The organism is Pseudobutyrivibrio sp. UC1225 (genome assembly GCF_900115215.1).
In the GTDB taxonomy this organism is placed as follows: Bacteria; Bacillota; Clostridia; order Lachnospirales; family Lachnospiraceae; genus Pseudobutyrivibrio.
In genome coordinates this window covers 116,955-139,273 of the sequence record NZ_FOVQ01000007.1, presented here as the reverse complement: position 1 = coordinate 139,273, position 22,319 = coordinate 116,955, and the positions used below count along the sequence as shown (strand labels likewise).

The window sequence follows — 22,319 nt, the reverse complement described above, 5'->3', positions numbered from 1 at the left end:
AACTATAAGTCCAACGGTACATGAATCATTATATCACAGACTTTATAAAATTCAAACATTTGTTTGCTTGTGCACAATGAAAATAGGTCTGCAGCAAATGCCACAGACCATGTTATTTTTCTATTATCAATTGCTTGCTCTACTAATCTCAAGGATTGCATGAAGGATATCTTCTGTGCTCTTCATATCAGCCTCGCAGTCCTCACTAATTGTGATGCTGGATTCAGCTGATGCTGCAACCTCTTCTGATGTAGCTGAAAGATTACTGATAGCATCCATAACCTTTGTGTTTGCATCTACACAGGAATCAACATCCTCAGAAATAACTGTTGCACGTCTTGTTAAATCAGAAACCTTCTCAAGAATCTCCTTGAACTTGTCTCCTGTTTCCACAATCATCTCACCCTGCTGATTTGCTGAATCAACGGAACGCTGCATATTATCAGATGCAATATTTACCTTCTTGATAAGTTCATCAATCGTATTTGCAATTTCCTCAGCAGATTCCTTTGTGTGTTCTGAAAGAGCTCTAATTTCATCAGCAACAACCGCGAATCCCTTACCAGCCTCACCGGCACGGGCTGCCTCAATAGATGCATTAAGAGCTAACAGGTTTGTCTGTCCACTGATATCAAGAATGGTACTAACAATATCTTTAACTGTATCCGCTGACTGCTGCAAATCTGCTGTCATTGTAGCTGTCTCAGCATTAATTGCAGATGCTTCCTCCGACTTCTTTCTAAGCTCCTGTACAAGAGAATTACCATCAGTGATGTTCTCTGTAACCTCATCAGCATTACGTCTCATAGCCCGTGACTGATGAGCAATGTTTTCAAGTGACTCCGTAATGTTTGCATTCATTTCTGTCTGAGTCTGTACGGCCTCAGCGGTCATTGTAACTGATTCAGAAATCTGCTGTGCACTTTCTGCAGAAGACTGAACCTTTGTAGCTAAGCCCTCCATGGCGTCATTAGCATCCTCAAGCTTTGCTGCAATCTGTTCGCCTATTTCCTTCATGACTCTGGCGTTTTCTTCCTGCTGTCTTGCACCTTCTTCAATCTCTTCCAAGGACTCCCCATTATGCTTACTGTTAAGGCGTACATAGAAAATTGCCATCAAACTAATCAAAATCGAAAATACTAAATCCGTCGAAACTGCATGCCTTCTATCTTCAACTTCTACTGAATACTTGTAGAAAAGAGGAAGATATCCGGCGTTAATTGCTACTACCAATGCTGCTGTGGCCAACGTCAATGTATTATCCGCGAACAACAAAACCTCAATCAGAAGAGCTGGTCCAAAAGCCCAAATATAGGTGATGTGAACACTTCCCAGCATTACTACAAAGTAGCTGCCTATAAGAGATGCCATCATCAGATATTTTCCGCGGTTTCTTTTGCTGTAACGAAGATAACTATAAATAAAAAAACCTGCAATTAAAGCCTGAATAACTAACATAACATTGGTGGTCAAAAAGCCTACTCGACTTGCCTGGTAGACGATAGTCGATAAAATTTCAAACACCATTATTATGGTTCCAAACTTAAATGCAAGTTTATTTCTTTCGTATACGTGTTTATCCTTTAAACTCATATTGCCTCCTATCACCAAACAATATGCTCCCGCTTAAAGAATATAGAAAAAAATTCAATTGTACAATTACTTTCACAAAAATTTCGAGATTATTCCATAAAATCTACTAGTTTTTCAACGGTTTGACGGGTCTGCTCCTCCACTGTGATAGAAGGGTTGCCGTCGTTCTTTTGTGGACCATAATCTCCAAAGTAAGCATGACATCCACCCTCGATAACATATTCCTGATAATCTGAAGGAAGATTCTTTAGACATTCGTTGTATCTGTCCATGTTTAAAACTTTATCCTGATCTCCACGAACTAAAAGAACCTTTAAATCATCATCTGTCAAATCATCTGTAGCATAAGCAGCTAAAAAGATAAGCCCATCAAATTCATCACTATGAATGTTTCCATACATGGAAGCCATGGCACCACCAAGGCTGTGACCTCCTAAATACCAGTGCTTGATTTCAGGATACATCTCTCTGATTCCACGAGCACCATTTGCATCCAAAAGTGCCATATAATGTGGCATTCTAACCATAATGCATTTTATTCCATGTTCTGCCAACTGTTCCAGTAATGGTGCATATGCATCCGGTTCCACAAGAGCTCCTGGGTAAAAAATAAATCCTGCTGTAGGATTTTCAGGTGTAAATTCTAATGTCTTTGTCTTATCGATAACAGTCACACCCTCCGCAGGATGTTTTACATATTCCTTAGCCCTATCTGTAGCCTCATATGCAGTTTGCAAAACAAGAGTTGCTTTTACGATAAAAACAACCCACAGGAGTATCACTATTATAATTTTTCTAAGTTTCGCACTATTAAATCTTTTCATCATTCTTTTGATTATAAAGTAAATGATTTAAAAATTAAATGACCAGCTCCGTCGAGCTGGTCAAAATTTTTAAATCATTTCCATGTATGCTTCTGCAATCCTGTTATAGTCAATCTGGTTAGTAATTTTTTCTACCTTAAAATCTTCTTCTCCAACCTTTACTCGATAGATAAAACATCCCTCATCACTAACTGTATCACCGTCAACTATAGCAGCAGCTACATAACCTTTGTTCTCAAACTCGAACTGGTCAATGACAGCCATTTCTACTTCATTGCCATCTTTCGTCTTTACAACAAAAGTAATATACTCTCTAAATTCATTGTCCATTGCGGGTTCCTCCTTAAAATTTCAGGATTGTAAATCCCCCCGTTTTATGGACATTATACTACATTATAATTGTGTAAAGAGTATACAAAAAATATGAAATATTATAGAAAAGCGCCCCTCGGTGGGGCGCATTTCACATATATTACATATAATTATCTTAAAGTCGACTCGACAAAAAATTTCCTTATCCCTTCACGGCTCCGCCAGTAACACCTTCTACGTAGAACTTCTGCATGATGATAAAGAGGATAGAGATTGGCACTGCAATCATTAATCCACCGCAACAGAAGTATGCGAAGTACTGGTTAACAAGAGCACGCTGTAATAAGTTGAACAGTCCGAGAGCCATTGTCCAGTCCGCTGCATTCTTTGACTTAATCATAAGACGAACCATTACGAAGTCCATCCAAGGATTAAGGAAGGAGTTGATGACTGTATAAACAATCATTGGCTTTGAAAGTGGCACTACAATCTTTGCGAAGATTGTTGCCTCTGATGCGCCCTCAAGCTTTGCTGCTTCGTGAAGTGAAGTAGGAATTGTATCGAAGAATCCCTTCAAAATCAGGTAACCAAGACCTGATGCACCTGAATAAAGGATAATAAGTCCTACTACACTATCAGTAAGTCCAAGCATCTTCAAAATGAAGTACATAGCAATCATTGAAAGTACGCCTGGGAACATTCCAAGGATGAGTGAAAAGCTCATAAGCTTCTTTCTACCCTTAAATTCAATAAATGAAAATGCGTAAGCTGTCATGATTACAAATATTGAAGAAACAAGACAGCTAAAGACACCGATAATCATTGAATTCTTAAACCACGCAGGGAAATTTGCTGCTGCATCTGGCTCAAAGAAAAGCTGATGATAGTTTGCAAGTGTCCAATGTGCCGGGAAGAAGTGATTTGTATTAATTCCCTTTTCCACACCAAATGTTGTTACTACCAACCAAAAAACTGGTATCAACCATATAAATGCAAGTACTGCAAGAACGACATGTCTTCCGACTATTTTCCATGTTTTTTTCATTATCTGTATACCCCCTCTTTATCTCCACCTATCATTCTTGAGAAAGTAAGAAGTGAAAGGGCTGCACAAACTACGAATGTTACAATACCAATTACTGATGCCATCTTGAAGTTACTGTACTCATTTGTCAGTCTGAATAACCAGGTAATAAGCAGGTCAACCTCGTTGGCGTGTGAATTAGCCATGGCCATGTTTGTTGTCTTGTAGTTGTATGTAAGTAAATAAATAACGTTAAAGTTATTGATATTAGCAATAACTGACTGAATAAGTGATGGGCCTGTAATGAACAATACATAAGGCATTGTTATCTTCCAGAAAATCTGGAACTTGTTGGCACCATCAATCTTTGCAGATTCAATCTGATCTGAAGGGATATTCATAAGGATACCTGTGGCAACAAGCATCTGATATGGAATACCTACCCAAATATTAACAAGAATAATTGTTACGTGTGCCCAGCCTGGACGTGATAAAAATGGAATGAAGGAATCTGCCGCATTAAGCAATCCAATGTTCTTGAAGAAATCAAGGATTCCTACATTTGAGCAAAACGTATTTACGATACCATTATCACCAAACATCTTACTGATAAGAAGAAGTGTAACGAACTGTGGAATACCAATTGTGATTACAAAAAGTGTTCTCCACATGCCCTTGAATTTTGTATCCTCATGGTTGATAAATTGGGCAAGTAAGATACCGCCAAGGAAGGTTGTTGCTGTTGCAAGAACAGCCCAAATCAATGTCCAAATTAATACTCTTACAAAAGCGTAACCAAATGTGATTGTCTGGCTTGTTGTAAAAAGATTTACGAAGTTTTTAATACCAACCCATGTAAACAAATATGTAGGTGGCTGATGATTTTCATCATAATTCGTAAATGCGATACATACCATAAATAAAATAGGTACGATGTTGATAAGAATTACGCCTAAGCTTGGGAGAGTAAGGAGGGTGATGTGGAATCTTTCATTTTTGAATGAAACAATATCATCTACAAATGTATTTAGCTTTTCACCGTTCTCCTGCATCTTCTGAAGGCGATATGTTGCTTTAATATTACCAATATATAATGCGATAAATGCAATAATTACCAGAATTCCAATAATTCCATAAAGGAGAATCAACAGAGAATTATCGTAATTATTAACAGTTTTTTTCATAGTTACAATATCAAAAATCTCTTCTCTCTGAACCGTTCCCAGAGTATTGAGCTTTGACATATAAGGTGCAAATACACCAAAAATTGATGCCAGCACTCCTATCTGGAGCACTGTCATGAGTATGCCGCGCACAAACTGCTTTCTTCCAAAGTAGCCTGCACCCATGATGATAAGGGAAAGCTTTACCCAGATGTCGCCGTGGGCTATTGCTTGCCCAAAGTCTTTAAAGTAATTACCGATTTTCTTCATACATAGTCCTCTTCATATAAAAGGCTTCCCCCTTATCAGGGGGAAGTCTACATCATACTAGCGGGAAGACGCAGCCATTATGATTGCCTTCGGCAAAGAGGCTGCGTCGTGGCAAACATTTTGCCTTCGCTCCGCTAGACAAAATACTTGCTTATTCTACAGGCTGTGTAATACCTGCTACAGCATCATCAAGTACCTGCTGGCTTACCTTGCCCTCAAGGATGTTCTTTCCAAGTGACTCTGCTGGTGTCCAGTAGTTGCCACCAACTCTCTGAAGCTGTGCAAATTCTGACTGAGCTGCAAGAGCATTAAGTGCTGGAGAAGAAGCCTTTGCAAGTGCCTCTGTGTTTGAAGGGCCCTCACCTGTTGCTTCGTAAACAGCTTCCTGAGATGTTGCGTTTGTAAGGTACTCAGCAAGAAGCATTGACCAACCTGTGTTCTCTGCGTATGCGTTAACACCTACGAACTTGTATCCTGAGTAAGAAGCCATCTGCTTGTCTTCACCATTTACCTTGAATGTAGGAAGCTTTGTGGCTGCATAGCCATCACCATAAGCCTCTGAGAATGCGTTTACATTCCATGTACCAGATACATAAGCTACAACCTTGCCATCGTTAAGGTTTGCAAGAAGGTCATCGTTTCCGTAGCTCTTGTATGCCTTAGAAGAAGCGATTTCCTGAAGTGCCTCTGCTGCCGCAAGACCTGTCTCATTGTTCCAATCACAGTTGTTTGACTGATCTTCGTTCTCTGTAAGGTTGCAACCAGCGCCCTTGAAGAATCCATATAAGTACCAGCCGTTTGCTGTCTCACAACCAACTTCCTTGCCAAGCTCCTCAGCCTTAGCTGTAAGTGCTTCCCAAGAAGCTACATCCTCATCAGATAACTGGTTCTTATCATAGTATAAGAAATATCCATTAGAAGCTGTGAATGGATAGCCATACTGCTTTCCATCGTACTGAGCAGCCTCAACTGTTGCTGGAGTATCTGTCTCGTTCATATCATAAGTATACTGAGCAGCCACCTCGTTAAGAGCGCCTGCCTTAACAAGTGCCTCGAGCTGATCATCTGGGAATACAAACACATCAGCTGCTGCCTCAACATCCTCTAACACTCTATCTTTCATATCAGCTTCTGAAACAGCACCAAGTGTGATGTTGAAATCTACATCTGGATACTGAGCTGCGAAATCATCGCAAAGCTTCTTCATAACTGTCTGATATTCTTCTGTTTCTGAGCACCAAAGGTCAATATTTACTGTTCCCTCTGTTGCTGCAATAAGATTTGCAATTGCATCCTCTGTAGATGCCTCTGCTGTTTCCTCTGTAGCCTCTGTTGAATCTGCTGCTGGTGTTTCCTCAGCTGCTGCACCACATCCTACAAATGCAGAAACTGCCATTGTAGAAACAAGAAGTGCTGATACTAACTTTTTCTTCATGATTATTCCTCCATTTTTTACATGATATTTATACTCCCAGGTTGTCGTCATTGTGCAACCGGTTGTTCTTCATACATAATCCTATCCTTTGTAGCGTTTTTCGTCAACACAGCAAATTTAACGACTATTGTGTATCTTTTTTATTAATTTTTACTAAGTTGTGCTGTCGCGCATCTGAATGTTAAAGTCAGTCACTACCAAGTTTGTGACACTTTCGCCATCTAGGTTGCGCATCAGAAGCTCAATACATTCACTTCCCAGTCTCTTTGCATCAAAATAAAGGCTGGTTATTGAAGGTTTTGATGTTGATAGTAAGTTAGAATCATAAAAGGAGCAAAGCTTTACATCCTCAGGCACAGAAATACCATCATTGTGGAGGCAGTTTAATACGGAGTTGCAAAGCATATCATCCATGCAGACAATACATTCCGCCCCCTCTGAAATAACCTCGCGCAACACAGAATCCATCCTTGCGCTTTTATGCATATTTAAGAAAATCAGACTTTCGTCTGCCTTAAGACCTTTGTTTTTAAAGCCATCTCTAAAGCCCTCTAAACGGCTGTGGGTTACATTAATATTTTCACCACCACCAATGAGAGCCATACGTGTAATTCCTTTATCAATAAGTGTTTCAATCATTCTTGATGCCGCGCCCTGGTTATCATGATCTACACAGAGCACCTCGTCATCCATAGGATTTCCCACTACTACATAAGGAATATTTGAAGCTTTCAAGAAATTAATAACCTTGGAATCTCTCTCGCAACGGCTGACAATAACCGCATCAATCTTACGGTTCTGAACAGCATGCTTCAAAGGTGTAATTCCATCGTTATCAGCAAGCAGGATAAGAACATCATAATCATAATCCATAGCTCTGTCGCAGACTCCTGTCATAAGAGTCTGGAAGTATGGCATCTCTCCCAAAGCAGAATCCGCAGGCACTACAAGCCCTACGTTGAAAGTACGATTGGCCGCAAGAGAGCGTGCTACAGCGCTAGGTCTGTAGTTAATCTCCTTGATATATTTATTAACTTTTTGTCTTGTTTCCTCGGAAATACGGCCCTTGCCTGAAATTGCACGGCTTACCGTTGTCTTTGAAAGACCAAGCTCCTTAGCTATCGAATCTAATGTCTGTCCCATATATTTTCCACCTCAGTACAAACCCTACCACAAGAAATCTCCGTTTGCAATCGGTTGCGCTATTTTTGTAAAAACAATACAAAAAGAGCCTCTGATTTTCGTCAGAGACTCTAAATCTGTTTCTTATTCTATTTCTGTCAATAATTAAAAATCATCACGATAATCATTCTGACTGCTATATGCACCAGTTGAATCATAGTCTGTAGTCTTTGGTCCACCTGGCATTGTGATGAACTTTGATGTCTTATCCATTAATGCGTTTGCTTCCGCAGAAAGCTCCTCAAATATCATCCTCATTTCATCCATATCAGTTGTCTCATTAATACCCATAGCATAGCTTTGTAAATTGATTGCTGAGAACTGAATATCTGAAATAATATCGTTGAAGGTTTCCTTGATTGAATTAACTGACTTGGCAATCTGATTCAATTCTCCTGGGAAGTTCTCAATATCCTCCACAATAAGATTTCCATTTTCCATCTCAGAAAGCACATAAGCCTGCTTGTCAATTACCTTTGACAAAGCCTCTAACACAATAGCTAGTTCATCCTGTAAATCACCAATCTCATCATTTGCTTCAGCGAAATTTAGTTTGGTAGAGAAATCGCCTTCCACGATTTTTTGCATTGCCGGATTAATCTTACCTAGAGGCTTCAGTACTCTTCTAACTGTAACTGTAATATCACCAACTGCTAGAATTGCACACAGTATTGCCACAAACAAACTAATTCGAATTCCTCGATCCACATGCGAAAGAAAGTTAGACTCTGGATAGGCCACAGCCACTGTCCACCTGCTACCCTCAAGCGTTTGAGCTGAATATACCATTCTTTTACCTGTATAGTCAGGAGCTGTTATATATTTATCCTGCTTTGATGTGGATAAAATATCATCCAGTTCAGGCATAACATCCACTGCTGATGTTATATTTCCATTCTTTGGATTAAAATCGGAGTTTGGATGAGCGATTATATTATTTTTGCTATCTAAAAGGAACCCATAGGAACCATTTTCAAAATCTATCGAATTAATAAAATCCTGAACAGTTGCAATATCTGCATCAACAGCAACAACTCCAACTAGCATTGTTCCCCAATAAACAGGGGTGGCAACTGTTACCATCATAATGTCTGGTCGCGATGCGCTGGAATAAGGATCTATTACTACCGTATGGCCTAGCGCTTCTGCAGTCTTATACCAAACTCGTTCTCTAGGGTCTACCCCTTCAGCAAACTGAACTCCTCTAGCCATAGTCGCATTACCCAGTCTGTCTGAGAAATATACATAATAGAGCTCAGGATGATTCAATGCCACTCTGTCTACGACGGCTCGCACTGTAACCTCATTCAAATCACCTAAAGCAGTAAGAGAACTTGCCATATCTTCTGTAACAGTAGACATGTCCTTAATCCAATTCTGCACTTCGCCAGCACTCATTTGAGTAGCAAGCTCCAGCTTCATCTCCTGCTGCTCGATAATTCGTCGAGACAAATATATAAGATTAACAATAGTCATAACCGTGATAGTTATTGCAATTGCAATTACTACATGCCTAGTTATTCTTCTTCTGACTGTTGTACGCTTATTCTTTTTCATTTTTACCCTCTTTTTTAAAGATACGCACACTACTTGTGTTATATATCATTGATTTTAGTATAAAAATAAGGGTATTCCGTGAACAAAAAATGCCATTTGATGAATTATACTCAAAGTCCCTTTATCTTGCGTAAACCATGCAATCGTACCTAATAGCTTTCCCCTCTAAGCTGTAGCTTGGCTTTCTGTCAGCTAGATATGGTCCCTTGAGAGGACGTTTGATTACTATTCGCTTAGGTCCAGCCATCTCAGCTGCTTCTAACAGCTCATTTTCAGTGCTACATGGACTTTCAAGCCTTTGAATCAACTGGAATTTCTTTTTAATCAGCCCGCTCTTCTGACGTGCTGGAAACATTGGGTCAAGAAGAACTATATCCGGCGTATAATCCAGATTCTTCATGCCCTCAACACTGTCCCCGCAGATAAGTTCCATGCGACCTACTGCCGCCTTTAGCTCTGGAATTTCCGCTGCTCTTTCCATGCAATCCTGCAGCAACACTGCGATTATTTCATCAAATTCATATAGACGAACCTGAAATCCAGCGGCCGCTAATATAAGGGAATCCTCTCCAAAGCCTGCCGTGGCATCCACTAGAGTCTGAGGCATCTCCTGCCCCTTTATTCTGGCTGCCTTCACCAGCATCTCTCGCTGAAGATTACTCTGCTTTAATCTTGGAAGCATTTCCCTGAAATCTGCCATTATTTGAAGCTTGCCATCAGTAAGGCAAAGCCCTTGGTCCGAAAACACAAGGGCTAAATCATGCTGCGCAAGCTTTGTATTATATTCTTTAATCTGTAAATCTGATATCAATCTTATTTATCCTCTTCACGTAAGAGTTCCATCTTCATGTTATAGTATGCAGGAGTCATATCCAAATAGTGCTTATGTGGATTCTCGAAACGTTGCTCCTCAGGCCATACACTGGTCTCCAGCTGTTCCTTTACTCTTGCCCTGATTGTCTGAATATCCTCATCCTCGCAGGCTGCTTTTCCATCTCTGATAAGAGGCTTCTGAAGAAGCTCTACTGTACAATTTTCAAATACATGAGTGCTCTTCCATGGCTGCTCAGGGTCTACGAATTTGTAGCCACCTGCAACAGACATATCTACCTGCTCTCCCTTGATTGCAAGCATATCTGCTACTGCTCTTCCGTGCTCATCCTTAACTCGATATACATCCTTGAGACCAGGATTAGTAATCTTCTCCACTGTCTCAGAAATCTTAATCTTTGGAATAGTCTTTCCAGTCTTGGCATCTGTAACTGCGCAAAGCTTATATACTGCACCAAATACAGGCTCAGATTTTGCTGTGATAAGACGCTCGCCAACACCAAATGAATTAACCTGACCACCCTGCTGAAGAATAGATGTGATGGTGTACTCATCAAGTGAGTTACTTACGATAATCTTAGCGTCTGTAAAGCCCGCAGCATCAAGCATCTGACGGGACTTCTTTGTAAGATATGCCAAGTCACCTGAGTCAATTCTGATACCAAAGCTCTTTGACTTGATACCTGCATCCTTCATCTCCTGGAATACCTTTATAGCATTAGGTACACCTGACTTAAGAACATTATAAGTATCTACAAGAAGAATACAGTTGTTAGGGTAGCTCTTTGCAAAGCTTCTGAAAGCCTGAAGCTCTGATGTACCATAATCATTATCATCACTTGTAAAATACATTACATAGCTGTGGGCCATTGTTCCGCCAATTGGAATATCAAAATACTGACCTGCAGAAACTGTTGCAGTACCTGCAGCACCACCAATATAAGCTGCTCTTGCTCCGTAGATTGCTGCATCGTTATTATGTGCACGTCTTGCACCAAAATCTGAAACAGCACGACCTGCAGCGGCTCTTACAATACGGCTGGCCTTTGTAGCTATAAGAGACTGATGATTTACCTGAGCAAGAATCTCAGTCTCCACCAGCTGTGCCTCAATAATAGGAGCTGTAACAGTGATAATAGGCTCGTTTGGATACATAATAGTTCCCTCTGGAAACGCATCCACATCACCTGTAAATTTGAAATTCTTAAGGTACTCTAAAAAGTCCTCTGTAAAATGACCTACACTTCGAAGATAAGCAATATCCTCATCAGTGAAGTGCATATTTAAAAGATAATCCTTAATCTGCTGAAGACCTGCAAAGATTGCAAAACCGCCCCCATCTGGATTCTTTCTGTAAAATACATCAAAACTTACCATTGTTTTTGGATCGATGGTTGGATCATTGAAATATGCGTTGGCCATAGTCAACTCATACTCATCCATCATCATGGTAAGATTTCTTTCTTTGTCCTGTGTCTGTTTCATTACTCGATTCTCCTGTCTTATCCTAGTCTGCCACATCTACATCAGCGGCAATCTGAATATCGTATTCTGGGTACTCTGCAAGTACTTCATTATGTATAATCTCAACACCTTCAGTGTGAACTATTTCAAAGCTGAATACTACGTCAAAGCGCATTTCTTTTGTCTCTGTATTAACATAAAAGCCATGTAACTGAAGCGCCCATTCATGCTGCTTAACAATCTCGAGAACTCGGTTACGAATGCGAGCCGCTTCGTCATTCTTAGTGTTATATGAATACACACCAACACCTGTAAGCACAACTCCTGTCTCCTTGAATACCTTTGCCTGTATACGACGTGTAAGATTATCCACCTCTTCTACAGTCATAACATCCGGCAACTCAATATGTACAGAACCGAAAAATTTATTTGGACCATAGTTATTAAGCACTAAATCGTAAGCCCCGCGAACCTCTGGCTCCTCACAGATAAGTCTCTTGATACCAACGGTAAGCTCTCTGTCTGGGCGACGTCCAAGGATATCATCAAGAGTATCTGACATCATTTCCCAACCAGCCTTTACGATGATTAAGGAAATAATCACACCTAACCACGCCTCAAGTGAAATACCAAAAGCAATATATATTATAGCCGAAAGCAAAACAGATGTAGAAATAATAGCATCAAAACTTGCGTCTGCTCCCGAAGCTATAAGAGCGCTGGAATTCACTTTTTCGCCTGTTGATTTTACGAATCTTCCAAGGAAAAATTTCACAAAAATAGCTGCCACAAGAACAACTAATGTAAAAGTCTCATATTTTACCTCAGTTGGATGAACAATCTTAAGAATAGATTCATTCAACGATGTAAGACCTGCATAAATAATAATTGCTGCTACTAAAAGAGCACTTAGGTATTCTGCACGTCCGTGGCCCATAGGATGCTCCTTGTCAGGCATCTTACCTGCCAGCTTGGTACCTATAATTGTAACTACAGACGAAAGAGCATCTGATAAATTATTTACTGCATCAAGAATAATGGCGATAGAACCTGATAATAAACCTACCAGTGCCTTAAATCCTGCCAGAAGAAGATTGGCAATTATTCCTATGATACTTGTTCTAACAATGACCTGGTTTCGATTATCTACTGCGTCCGCTACGTTCATGTTTGTATTTTTCATATTCACCTCATCCGGCCCTATGGGCCACCTTTCCCTCAAGGGGAAGGCTTTTTATAATAAAAAAACCTTGAGCAACCGAATTGCTCAAGGTTTATTATACCATTTCTTGATTTAATTCACATTATTTTGCAGAAGCCTTAAGAAGAGCTACTACCTCAGCCTCTGTTGAAAGGCTAAGTGCCTTCTCTGCTAAAGCATCAGCCTCAGCCTTTGACCACTTAGAAATAATGCTACGAGCTGTGAGTACGAGAACTGGGTTCACTGAGTACTCATCAAGACCGAATGACATAAGAAGTGGAATCATGAGTGGATCTGCTGCTGCCTCACCACACATACCAACTGGAATACCAGCTGCGTTACCAGCCTGAATAATGTTCTTGATTGAACGAAGAACTGCTGGCTGAAATGCTGAGTAAAGGTATGCAACATTTGCATTTCCTCTATCAACACTCATTGTATACTGAGTTAAGTCGTTTGTACCAATTGAGAAGAAATCTGCTTCCTTTGCAAGAAGATCAGCAATAAGTGAAGCTGCTGCTGTCTCAACCATGCAACCAACCTCGATGTTCTCATCGTACTTGATGCCCTCTGCCTTAAGCTCCTGCTTGCACTCTTCAACAAGAGCCTTAACAGCACGAACCTCATCAACACAAGTAACAAGTGGTACCATAATCTTAACTTTTCCATAAGCGCTGGCTCTGAGGAGACCTCTGAGCTGTGTCTTATAAATATCTTTATTAGCTAAGCAGTAACGAACTGCTCTGTATCCTAAGAATGGATTCTCTTCCTTCTCAAGACCAAGATAAGGGATATCCTTATCACCACCAATATCAAGAGTACGGATAATGACTGTCTTACCAGCCATAGTCTCAACGGCTTCCTTGTAAGCCTCGAACTGCTCATCCTCTGTTGGAAGATGTGGCTTGTCCATGAATAAGAACTCTGAACGGAAAAGGCCGATACCTTCACCGTCACATTCGATAGCCTTCTTAGCGTCCTTAGGTGTTCCAATGTTGCAGAAGAGCTCTACTCTGTCTCCGTCAGCTGTAACTGTCTCCTTACCGAAGAAGTTCTTAAGCTCAGCCTGAGCACGGATAAACTCTTCACGCTTGATAACGTACTTCGAAACTACGTCACCATCTGGATTGATATATACATCACCCTCTGTACCGTCGACGATAGCAGTATCCTTGTCCTTAACAAGCTCTGTAATTCCAGGAACTGAAAGGACAGCAGGTATCTCTAAGGCTCTTGCAAGAATAGCAGAATGTGAAGTCTTACCTCCAACCTCTGTGATAATACCAACAACATTCTCTTTAACAATCTGAGATGTCATAGAAGGTGTCAGATCGTGGGCAACTAAAACAGTGCCTGGAGCAACCTTACTAATATCAACATCTTCTACCCCAAGTAAAATCTTAAGCAAGCTAATCTTGATATCAGAAATATCTGATGCACGCTGACGCATCATATCGTCTTCCATCTTAGAGAACATGCCAATGAACATATCGCAAACAGCTGTAACTGCTGCTTCTGCACACTGACCAGCCTCAATCATCTTAGTCATCTCACCAGCCATTGTTGGATCGTTGATCATAGCTAAGTGACCTTCCATGATTTCAGCCTCTTTTGGACCGATGTTCTTTCTAATATTCTCAGCCATTTCAGCTGTCTCAGCCTTGAACTTATCAATAGCTGAATTAAATCTTGCTTTCTCTGCATCTGTATCATCAATGTGCTTTGACTCAAAAGATAAGTCGCGCTCTACGATGAGGCAGATACTACCAATACCTATTCCTCTAGATGCTTCTATGCCCTTGTACATAGATGTTCCTCCCTCTAAATATGAATAGTGTAACGAATTAGTCTCCTAAACCACTCTCTACGAGCTCAACAGCCTTAGCAAGTGCAGCTTCCTCATCAGAACCATCACAGATGATCTCGATCTCTGCTCCACACTTAATGCAAGCTGCCATAAGCATCATAACGCTCTTTCCATCGTACTGCATACCATTGTATCCAATCTTAACATCTGACTCGAATGGTGTAACAGCTGCGCTGAAAACTGTAGCTGGACGCATGTGCATACCCTGCTCGTTTGTAACCTTAACTACTTTTGAAACCATAAATATCTCCTTTCGTTTCAACGTACTAATTAATCCCTAAAAAAGTACATTTATATACTTTATAGAAAAACAACCTATTTGTCTATTATTGTTTCTCTAAAAAAAATATAAGTTTTTGTCAAATAAATAACAAAAATAAACAAAAACCCATTCCGAGAGGAAGCCCCCTCGGAATGGTATGAAAGCTTATAATATTATTTCTTCTATATTATTAGTCTTCTACTGTCTTCTTTAATACACCAAGAAGTACGCAGCTAACTGCTGAACCAATTGCAAGAGCTACAAGGTAAAGTACAGCATGACCAACTACTGGGAATACGAAGATTCCACCGTGTGGAGCCATAAGTGTGCACTTGAATGCCATTGAAAGAGCACCTGCCACACCTGATCCAACCATAAGAGATGGGATAACGTGAAGTGGATCTGCTGCTGCATAAGGGATAGCACCCTCTGTGATGAAGCAGAAGCCCATGATAAAGTTAACAGGACCAGCCTTTCTCTCAGCAACTGTGAACTTCTTAGGGAAGATAAGTGTAGCAAGAGCGATAGCGATTGGAGGAACCATACCACCAACCATAACTGCTGCCATAATCATCCAGCCTACTTCGTTCTGCTCTGCAAGAGCAGCTGTACCGAATACATATGCTGCCTTGTTAAGTGGACCACCCATATCTGTAGCCATCATAGCACCAAGGATGATTCCAAGAGGAATAAGTGATGTTGTTCCCATTCCTGTAAGAACACCTGAAATCCATGCGTTAAGGGCACCAACGATTGGGTTGATTGCGCACATTATAATACCGATTACTGTGATACCGCAAAGTGGGTAAATAAGTACTGGCTTGATACCTTCAAGAGACTGTGGAAGTACGTCGCAAACCTTCTCCAGCCACTTCATAAAGTAACCAGCTGCAAAACCTGCTACTAATGCACCAAGGAAGGCTGATGGAATAGCTCCACCTGGGTTAGCGAATGTAGCTCCTGTTGATGCAAGAAGACCACCTACGAAACCAACTGCAAGACCTGGTCTGTCAGCAATTGACTGAGCAATGAAACCAGCAAGGATAGGAAGCATAAATCCAAATGCTCCGCCACCAATTGTCTTGAACCAAGCAGCTACTGGTGTATTAGAACCGAAGTTGCTAGGATCAATTGAATAATCATCAAGTAAGAATGCGATAGCGATAAGTATACCACCACCAATAACGAATGGAAGCATGTGTGATACACCATTCATTAAGTGCTTGTAAAGCTGACGTCCTAATGTCTCGTTAGAATCATCTGCTCTCTTTGTAACTGCTCCTGTGTGATGATATACAGAAGCTGTCTCAGCCTTCTCGAAAAGCTTCTCTGGTGTGTGGATTGCTTCCTTTGTAGAAGCAAGCACAACCTTCTTGCCATCGAAAACGCTCATATCGATATTTTTATCACATGCAACGATAACTGCATCTGCCTCAGCGATTTCAGCAGCTGTAAGAGGATCCTTAGCTCCGCCAGAACCATCCTTCTCTACTCTGAAACCAATGCCAAGCTCCTTAGCCTTCTGCTCAAGAGACTCAGCAGCCATAAATGTGTGAGCAATACCTGTTGGGCATGCTGTAACTGCGACAATCTTCTTTGAATCAGAACCAGAAGTAGCCTTTACGCCAGAAGCTGCATCCTTCTCTGCTTCCTTCTTGTCGATAAGTCCAAGGAATTCATCAACTGTCTTAGCCTCTACAAGAGTCTTGCAGAATGCTGCATCCATAAGCATTGTCATAAGCTTAGAAAGCACCTCAAGGTGAGTATCTGCTCCACCCTCTGGAGCTGCAATCATAAATAAAAGATTGCTTGGCTTGCCATCAAGTGCCTTATAATCAACACCTGCTGGGCAAGTAATAGCTGTAACAGCTGCCTTTGCAACAGCTGCTGACTTTCCGTGAGGAACAGCGATACCATTTCCGATAGCTGTTGAACCCTTTGCCTCACGTGCAAGGATAGCCTCCTTGAACTGTGCTACGTCTTTCAAGTTACCTACAGAATCATGAAGTGCAATGAGTTGATCAATTGCATCGTTCTGGTCTTCTAACGCAACCTGAAGCTTGATCCCTTTAGGATCGATAAACTCTGAAATTTTCATATTCCCTCCTACATTAAAAACATTAATAAAATTTATATAAACATTTATTTCAATGTTTTATACAAAGCTTCGATATCAGCTGCCTTTGCAAGTCCGTCTGAGAAAGCTGTTGCTGAACCTGCTGCTGTACCCATCTTAAGTGCTGTGTCGTAATTCTTCTCCTTCATATAACCTGCCACAAAGCCTGCTACCATTGAATCTCCAGCACCTACTGAATTTCTAACCTGCCCCTTTGGTACGCCGATGCGGTATCTCTGGCCATTTTCATCAACCAGCATAGCGCCATCGCCTGCCATTGAAATAAGAACGTTTCTCGCTCCCATTTCCTGAAGCTTTAATGCTCCTTCATATATCTCATCGTCTGTAGTAAGCACCTTTCCTACAATCTCGCCAAGCTCGAAGTTGTTTGGCTTGATAAGGAATGGATGATACTTAAGAACGTTTGTGAGCAAATCCTTTGTTGCATCAACAACAAACTGAATTCCCTTTCCATCGAGCGCTGAAAGAATTCTTTCATAAACGTCATCTGGAAGTGAATTTGGAATAGAACCAGCAAGTATAAGAACATCACCCTCAACTAACTTTGAAAGCTTATTAAAAAGTTCCATCTGAGATTCTTCATCAATCTTTGGTCCCTGAGCATTAATCTCAGTCTCCTCTGAAGCCTTAAGCTTTACATTGATTCTGGAATTGCCTTCTTTAAGCTTAATAAACTCTGCATCAATGCCCTGCTCGCGAACACCTTCCTCGATTGCTTTTCCTGTGAATCCTGCAACAAAACCAAGGGCTGTGCTCTTAACACCAAGCTCAGCTAAAACCATGGATACATTGATACCCTTTCCGCCGAAATAATACTCCTCACTAGCAGAACGATTTGTCATACCTGGGAGTAAATCTCCATCCATTCGTACTACATAATCGATTGCAGGGTTAAATGTAACCGTATAAACCATCTTCGTACCTCCGTATTCTATTTCCTATTCGCTACAGATTTTTACTGTAGTGTTGTTCATATAATCCTTTGATGGAAGCTTGTCTGTGATGATGGTGCAATCACCAATCTCTGCAAAAGTCACAGAATTAACTTCATCAAATTTCGTGTGATCCGCCAGAATAAATGACTTATATGCATGTCTGATGGCGGCTGTCTTAATCATGGCCTCATCAGCATCTGGTGTAGTGAAGCCTGCATGAACTGAAATTCCATTGGTACCCATGAACGCCTTCGTAAAATGATATTTACGAATGAACTCTGTACAATCTGGACCAACCACTGCCTCTGTGGAAGCCTTAAGTCTTCCCCCAATCATAATAACCTCAAGTCCTTTTTCCATAAGGATTCTCGCGTGCACAACACCGTTTGTGATGTATTTTGCTTTATGGTTATTAATAAATTCCAGCATGGCCAGTGTAGTGGTACCGGCATCGATATAAACAAAATCATTATCCTGAATGAGGCCTGCAGCATAGCGGCTGATATTGCCCTTTTCAGCGACGTTTTTCTGAACCTTTTGTTTAACGGCATCTTCTTTGGTGATGACATCCTTCGCTGAGATTGAAGTAGCTCCACCGAACACCTTTATTAATTTGTGAGAACGATTCAGTTCATTTATATCTCGTCTGATTGTGGCTGCTGATGTATCCAAAAGCTCAACAAGCTCATTTACAGATACAGCCTTCTTTTCATTGACGATTTCGATTATTCGTGTCCTTCTCTCTTCAGTAAGCATTCAATCACCACCCCTTTGAGCATTTCTGCTCATTTATGATTAATACAATCAAAATATAACATTAGTAAATCATGGTGGCAATCATAAATAGTCATATTCAATCACAAATAATCAAATTCCGTCATAATACACATTTTTCGCATTTTGTTTTTGTATACTATTACTCCTTTTTATGTTGTTCTTTCTCTGCGTACATCTCTTTATCAGCTGCTTCAAGGCAATCTCTCAGGTTTCCGTACTCTGAATAAACAGCTACACCTATCGATAGCTGAACATTTATAGAGTTGGTCGACATCTGATTTGCTCGATTTAATTCGGCTAGGATTTCCAGCTTTATGCTTTCAAGCTCTGCTGTATTTTTATGCTGATGAAGGATTACGAACTCATCACCACCAAACCTGAAAACTACACTATTATCAGATGCTACATGCTTCAAAATGTTGCTGACCTTCGTAAGCACCAAGTCACCATAATCATGGCCATACAGATCGTTGATTTGCTTGAACTTATCAATATCCACCATCATAAGTGCGAAATCTGTTTTGTCAGACTCATACTGATGCATAAATTTTTCAACTATCTCAGCAAAAGCACGTCGATTGTATAGTCCTGTAAGAGCATCTGTCATAGTTAAAAGTTCCAGCTTTTCCTGCTCCTTCAGTTCATCAGTAACATCCTTGAAATAGCCTACCAAACCAACTATTTTTCTATCCACAACGTAAGGCTGTTTGCTGGCTGCAATCTTTCTTACGCTACCTCTGACAATGCATTCTCCACGGACATTTTCGATAGTACGACCATTATTGATTACCTCCAGTTCATCCTTCTTGAAGGCGTCTGGATTTATGTGCCAACCCATGTCCTCATCTGTTTTTCCTATAATTTCCTGAACTGATTGAAGGCCATAGTAATCCAAAAACATCTGGTTTGCACCAAGGAATTTTCGCTCCCTGTCCTTCCAGAAAACACCTACAGGAATCAGCTGCAAAATGTTTTCAAATGTAGGATTCATGTTTATTGCATCAATTCTGCTATCCTCATCTAAATTACGTCTCTCCTGCTGGCTATCAGTCATACGCCTTGCAATTTCATTTGGCGCCTCGCTTACACAACAAAGCACACAATCGTTATTTTCAAAATGCATTATGGATAGAGTTACTGTCTTCCATACATAATTGTATCTGGAATCTAAAATTCTATAGAAGCCTACTACAGCACCACCTGGTTCCTCTGCAATTCTCGCCTCTATAGTATCCATATCAAACATCTCTCTAAAATAAGAACGGTCGTCCTCATGAACGAGGTGCTCGCATATTCCTTCTATAATTTCATGAGATTTCTTTTTTCCCTCATCAAAATCCGCGTGTAAGCGGCTGTCACTCAAATAAATATTCTCGTAGAAGTCATCATGTATTCCAAACAAATCAACACTTTCATACATGGAAATCATTGACTTGCTAATTGATGTAAGTCTATTATCGTAATCACTATTTCTAAAACGAGATAAGAGTCTGAAGGAAACCATGTATGCCTCACGCTTTCCACCCTGTGACGCACTCAAGTAACGTACTCGCATGTTAACAATTCGTCCACTGACAATGTAATCCATGCTTTCTGAAATGTTTTCAGCCTTACTGTGGGCGCAAATATCTATGAAATGATGGTACTGGAGCCATCTTGTATGCTCCTTGTTCAACATAAGCTCAATATCAGCCTCGTCCTTATATCCAAAGAGCTTCATGGTATTCATGAACTCTTCGTTGATATATTTAAAGCTCCAAATCTCGTCTTCTACAAACAATACCGCCAGCGGCAATGCACTTTCATCATCTGGATGTTCAACATTTTGAAGAGGATTCTGTTTTAAGATATCAACCTTTCCGATTTCATCATTAAAAAGACGATCCTCATATGACTCCAGCTTTCTTCCACTCTTCTTTATACTATCGAGACCCTCAAGATAAGGCATTGGTCTTCCGATGAGATAACCCTGAATCATTTCGCAGCCAATACTCTTCATGAAGTCGAACTGCTCCTGTGTCTCAACACCCTCTATAAGTGTGTGTGTGCCAAGATTCTTAATCATAGACACAATATGCCTAAGAATTATTTTGTCATTTTCTGTATCCTCGAAATCACGGAGGAAATCCATATCTATTTTTACAAGGTCAAACTTATAATTCTTTAAAAGATTCAGAGACGAATAACCGCTTCCAAAATCGTCCATCCATACTTCAAAGCCATGCTGACGAAGCCTGCCAACTTGAGCCATGATGTGCTCAGTGTTATCCATCAAGGCACTTTCTGTGATTTCCAGATGGAACATATTCTTTGGACATTTGTACTGACGAATCTTAGTTTCTAGGAATTCAACCAAATCCATAACCTCAAAATCAATTCTTGAAAGATTTATGGAAACTGGTACAGCAGGCATCCTTCCTTCCACCTCACGATGATATCGGCCGAACACCTCGTCAATTACAAACATATCTATCTTTTGAATCATTCTGTATTCTTCAAGAACTGAAATGAATTCATTAGGATAAACTATGCCCTTTACTGGATCCTGCCATCTTGCCAAGGCCTCCCACGCACAGACTTCTCCTGTAAACGAGCGCACTATTGGCTGATAGTATACCTTGATATATCGCTTTGCGATTGCCTCATCTACCCTGTCCAAAATATCCTGTTTACGCTGAATGCTTCCACCCAGTTCCTTGTCATAAACACGATATCCAACATCATATTTTTTCTTGATACTGATGCAGGCCATACGAGCCTTATCGCAGCATTTGATTACATCCTTTTCCTCACCATCATAGATGAAAATACCTGCCTTCAGCTCGACGCTTACGCTCTTTCGTATTAATTTGATTCTATCGCGGATAGATTTGATAGTTTGAATAACCTGAATGGTGTTTACGCAAGCCACAAAATGATCCCCTGAAAAACGAGAGATCAGCTGGCCTTCAAATTCGTCTTTAAGAATATATGCGATGGATATTAATAGCTCATCACCAATTTCATATCCATAGTTTGCATTAAAGATTTTGAAATTTTCTAGATCAAAGAAAATGAATGCATATTCCTGACCTTCAGGGGCTGTATCTATTAAATTTTGGGCGCAAGCGAAGAAGGTCTGTTTATCCAACAAACCTGTCAATTCATCTGTTGACATTCTAAACTCACGAAAGTCCCCCATTAGTTGCACCCCTACTAGTTACATTTTGAGTCATTAGCATTCTATCATCCAATTGTGAACTTTCTATCTAATAAGTGTGTTGAGATTTGGTGTGACGCCACCTGGAAGTGAAATAAAATCCCTAGAATACAATAATTGAGCTGCCCTCCGGCCTCGGTATTCGAAGTCGAAAAGCAGCTCCTAAACGAAAACTGTGATATTCATTTATTAGGTCCTTTCTGCCGAATCATCCTTCAAAGTTACTTTCCCTTCGCATCATCCGATAAGACCTTTGCCAAACCTGATAACGGAGAATTGGTCCGCT

Annotated in this window: 17 protein-coding genes; all 17 read right to left on the bottom strand. The window is 40.5% G+C overall.

Going from position 1 to position 22,319, the window contains the following annotated elements; translation table 11 throughout:
• Positions 1 to 126: 126 nt before the first annotated feature.
• Entirely contained in the window at positions 127 to 1,593 is a 1,467-nt protein-coding gene (locus tag BMZ41_RS10435) for a methyl-accepting chemotaxis protein (RefSeq protein WP_090167985.1), read from the bottom strand.
• 89 nt (positions 1,594 to 1,682) lie between these two features.
• Positions 1,683 to 2,417, bottom strand: a complete 735-nt coding sequence (locus tag BMZ41_RS10430) for an alpha/beta hydrolase (RefSeq protein WP_177184208.1) — start codon at positions 2,415 to 2,417, stop codon at positions 1,683 to 1,685.
• A gap of 69 nt (positions 2,418 to 2,486) precedes the next feature.
• Complete coding sequence (locus BMZ41_RS10425; protein ID WP_072913388.1) at positions 2,487 to 2,747, bottom strand: DUF1292 domain-containing protein; 261 nt, start codon at positions 2,745 to 2,747, stop codon at positions 2,487 to 2,489.
• A gap of 184 nt (positions 2,748 to 2,931) precedes the next feature.
• Complete coding sequence (locus tag BMZ41_RS10420; RefSeq protein WP_177184207.1) at positions 2,932 to 3,774, bottom strand: sugar ABC transporter permease; 843 nt, start codon at positions 3,772 to 3,774, stop codon at positions 2,932 to 2,934.
• Positions 3,774 to 5,186: a carbohydrate ABC transporter permease gene (locus BMZ41_RS10415; RefSeq protein ID WP_090529414.1), complete on the bottom strand. Its 1,413-nt coding sequence runs from the start codon at positions 5,184 to 5,186 to the stop codon at positions 3,774 to 3,776. Before BMZ41_RS10415 ends, BMZ41_RS10420 begins: the two co-directional genes overlap by 1 nt.
• Positions 5,187 to 5,337: 151 nt before the next feature.
• Positions 5,338 to 6,621: an extracellular solute-binding protein gene (locus tag BMZ41_RS10410; RefSeq protein WP_090529411.1), complete on the bottom strand. Its 1,284-nt coding sequence runs from the start codon at positions 6,619 to 6,621 to the stop codon at positions 5,338 to 5,340.
• A gap of 153 nt (positions 6,622 to 6,774) precedes the next feature.
• Positions 6,775 to 7,764 (bottom strand): LacI family DNA-binding transcriptional regulator, encoded by a 990-nt coding sequence (locus BMZ41_RS10405; RefSeq protein WP_090529408.1) that lies wholly within the window; start codon positions 7,762 to 7,764, stop codon positions 6,775 to 6,777.
• Positions 7,765 to 7,908: 144 nt separating this feature from the next.
• Entirely contained in the window at positions 7,909 to 9,360 is a 1,452-nt protein-coding gene (locus BMZ41_RS10400) for a methyl-accepting chemotaxis protein (RefSeq protein WP_090529405.1), read from the bottom strand.
• 121 nt (positions 9,361 to 9,481) lie between these two features.
• Positions 9,482 to 10,171 carry a class I SAM-dependent methyltransferase gene (locus tag BMZ41_RS10395; protein ID WP_242870648.1) on the bottom strand — a complete coding sequence of 230 codons (690 nt, stop codon included), beginning with the start codon at positions 10,169 to 10,171 and terminating at the stop codon, positions 9,482 to 9,484.
• A 2-nt stretch (positions 10,172 to 10,173) separates the two neighbouring features.
• Positions 10,174 to 11,676, bottom strand: a complete 1,503-nt coding sequence (locus BMZ41_RS10390; protein WP_090529402.1) for a nicotinate phosphoribosyltransferase — start codon at positions 11,674 to 11,676, stop codon at positions 10,174 to 10,176.
• Positions 11,677 to 11,698: 22 nt separating this feature from the next.
• Positions 11,699 to 12,838 carry a cation diffusion facilitator family transporter gene (locus BMZ41_RS10385; RefSeq protein ID WP_090168006.1) on the bottom strand — a complete coding sequence of 380 codons (1,140 nt, stop codon included), beginning with the start codon at positions 12,836 to 12,838 and terminating at the stop codon, positions 11,699 to 11,701.
• 121 nt (positions 12,839 to 12,959) lie between these two features.
• Positions 12,960 to 14,663, bottom strand: coding sequence for a phosphoenolpyruvate--protein phosphotransferase (ptsP, locus tag BMZ41_RS10380; protein WP_028247564.1), 1,704 nt, complete (start codon positions 14,661 to 14,663; stop codon positions 12,960 to 12,962).
• 37 nt (positions 14,664 to 14,700) lie between these two features.
• Complete coding sequence (locus tag BMZ41_RS10375; RefSeq protein WP_028247563.1) at positions 14,701 to 14,964, bottom strand: HPr family phosphocarrier protein; 264 nt, start codon at positions 14,962 to 14,964, stop codon at positions 14,701 to 14,703.
• Positions 14,965 to 15,175: 211 nt separating this feature from the next.
• Entirely contained in the window at positions 15,176 to 17,083 is a 1,908-nt protein-coding gene (locus BMZ41_RS10370) for a PTS fructose transporter subunit IIABC (RefSeq protein ID WP_090529399.1), read from the bottom strand.
• Between the two features lie 44 nt (positions 17,084 to 17,127).
• Entirely contained in the window at positions 17,128 to 18,036 is a 909-nt protein-coding gene (pfkB, locus tag BMZ41_RS10365) for a 1-phosphofructokinase (RefSeq protein ID WP_090168010.1), read from the bottom strand.
• Between the two features lie 24 nt (positions 18,037 to 18,060).
• The gene (locus BMZ41_RS10360) at positions 18,061 to 18,813 is read right to left on the bottom strand and encodes a DeoR/GlpR family DNA-binding transcription regulator (protein ID WP_090168011.1); all 753 of its coding nucleotides are present in this window, start codon (positions 18,811 to 18,813) and stop codon (positions 18,061 to 18,063) included.
• Positions 18,814 to 18,973: 160 nt separating this feature from the next.
• The gene (locus tag BMZ41_RS10355) at positions 18,974 to 22,015 is read right to left on the bottom strand and encodes an EAL domain-containing protein (RefSeq protein WP_090529396.1); all 3,042 of its coding nucleotides are present in this window, start codon (positions 22,013 to 22,015) and stop codon (positions 18,974 to 18,976) included.
• Positions 22,016 to 22,319: the final 304 nt, after the last annotated feature.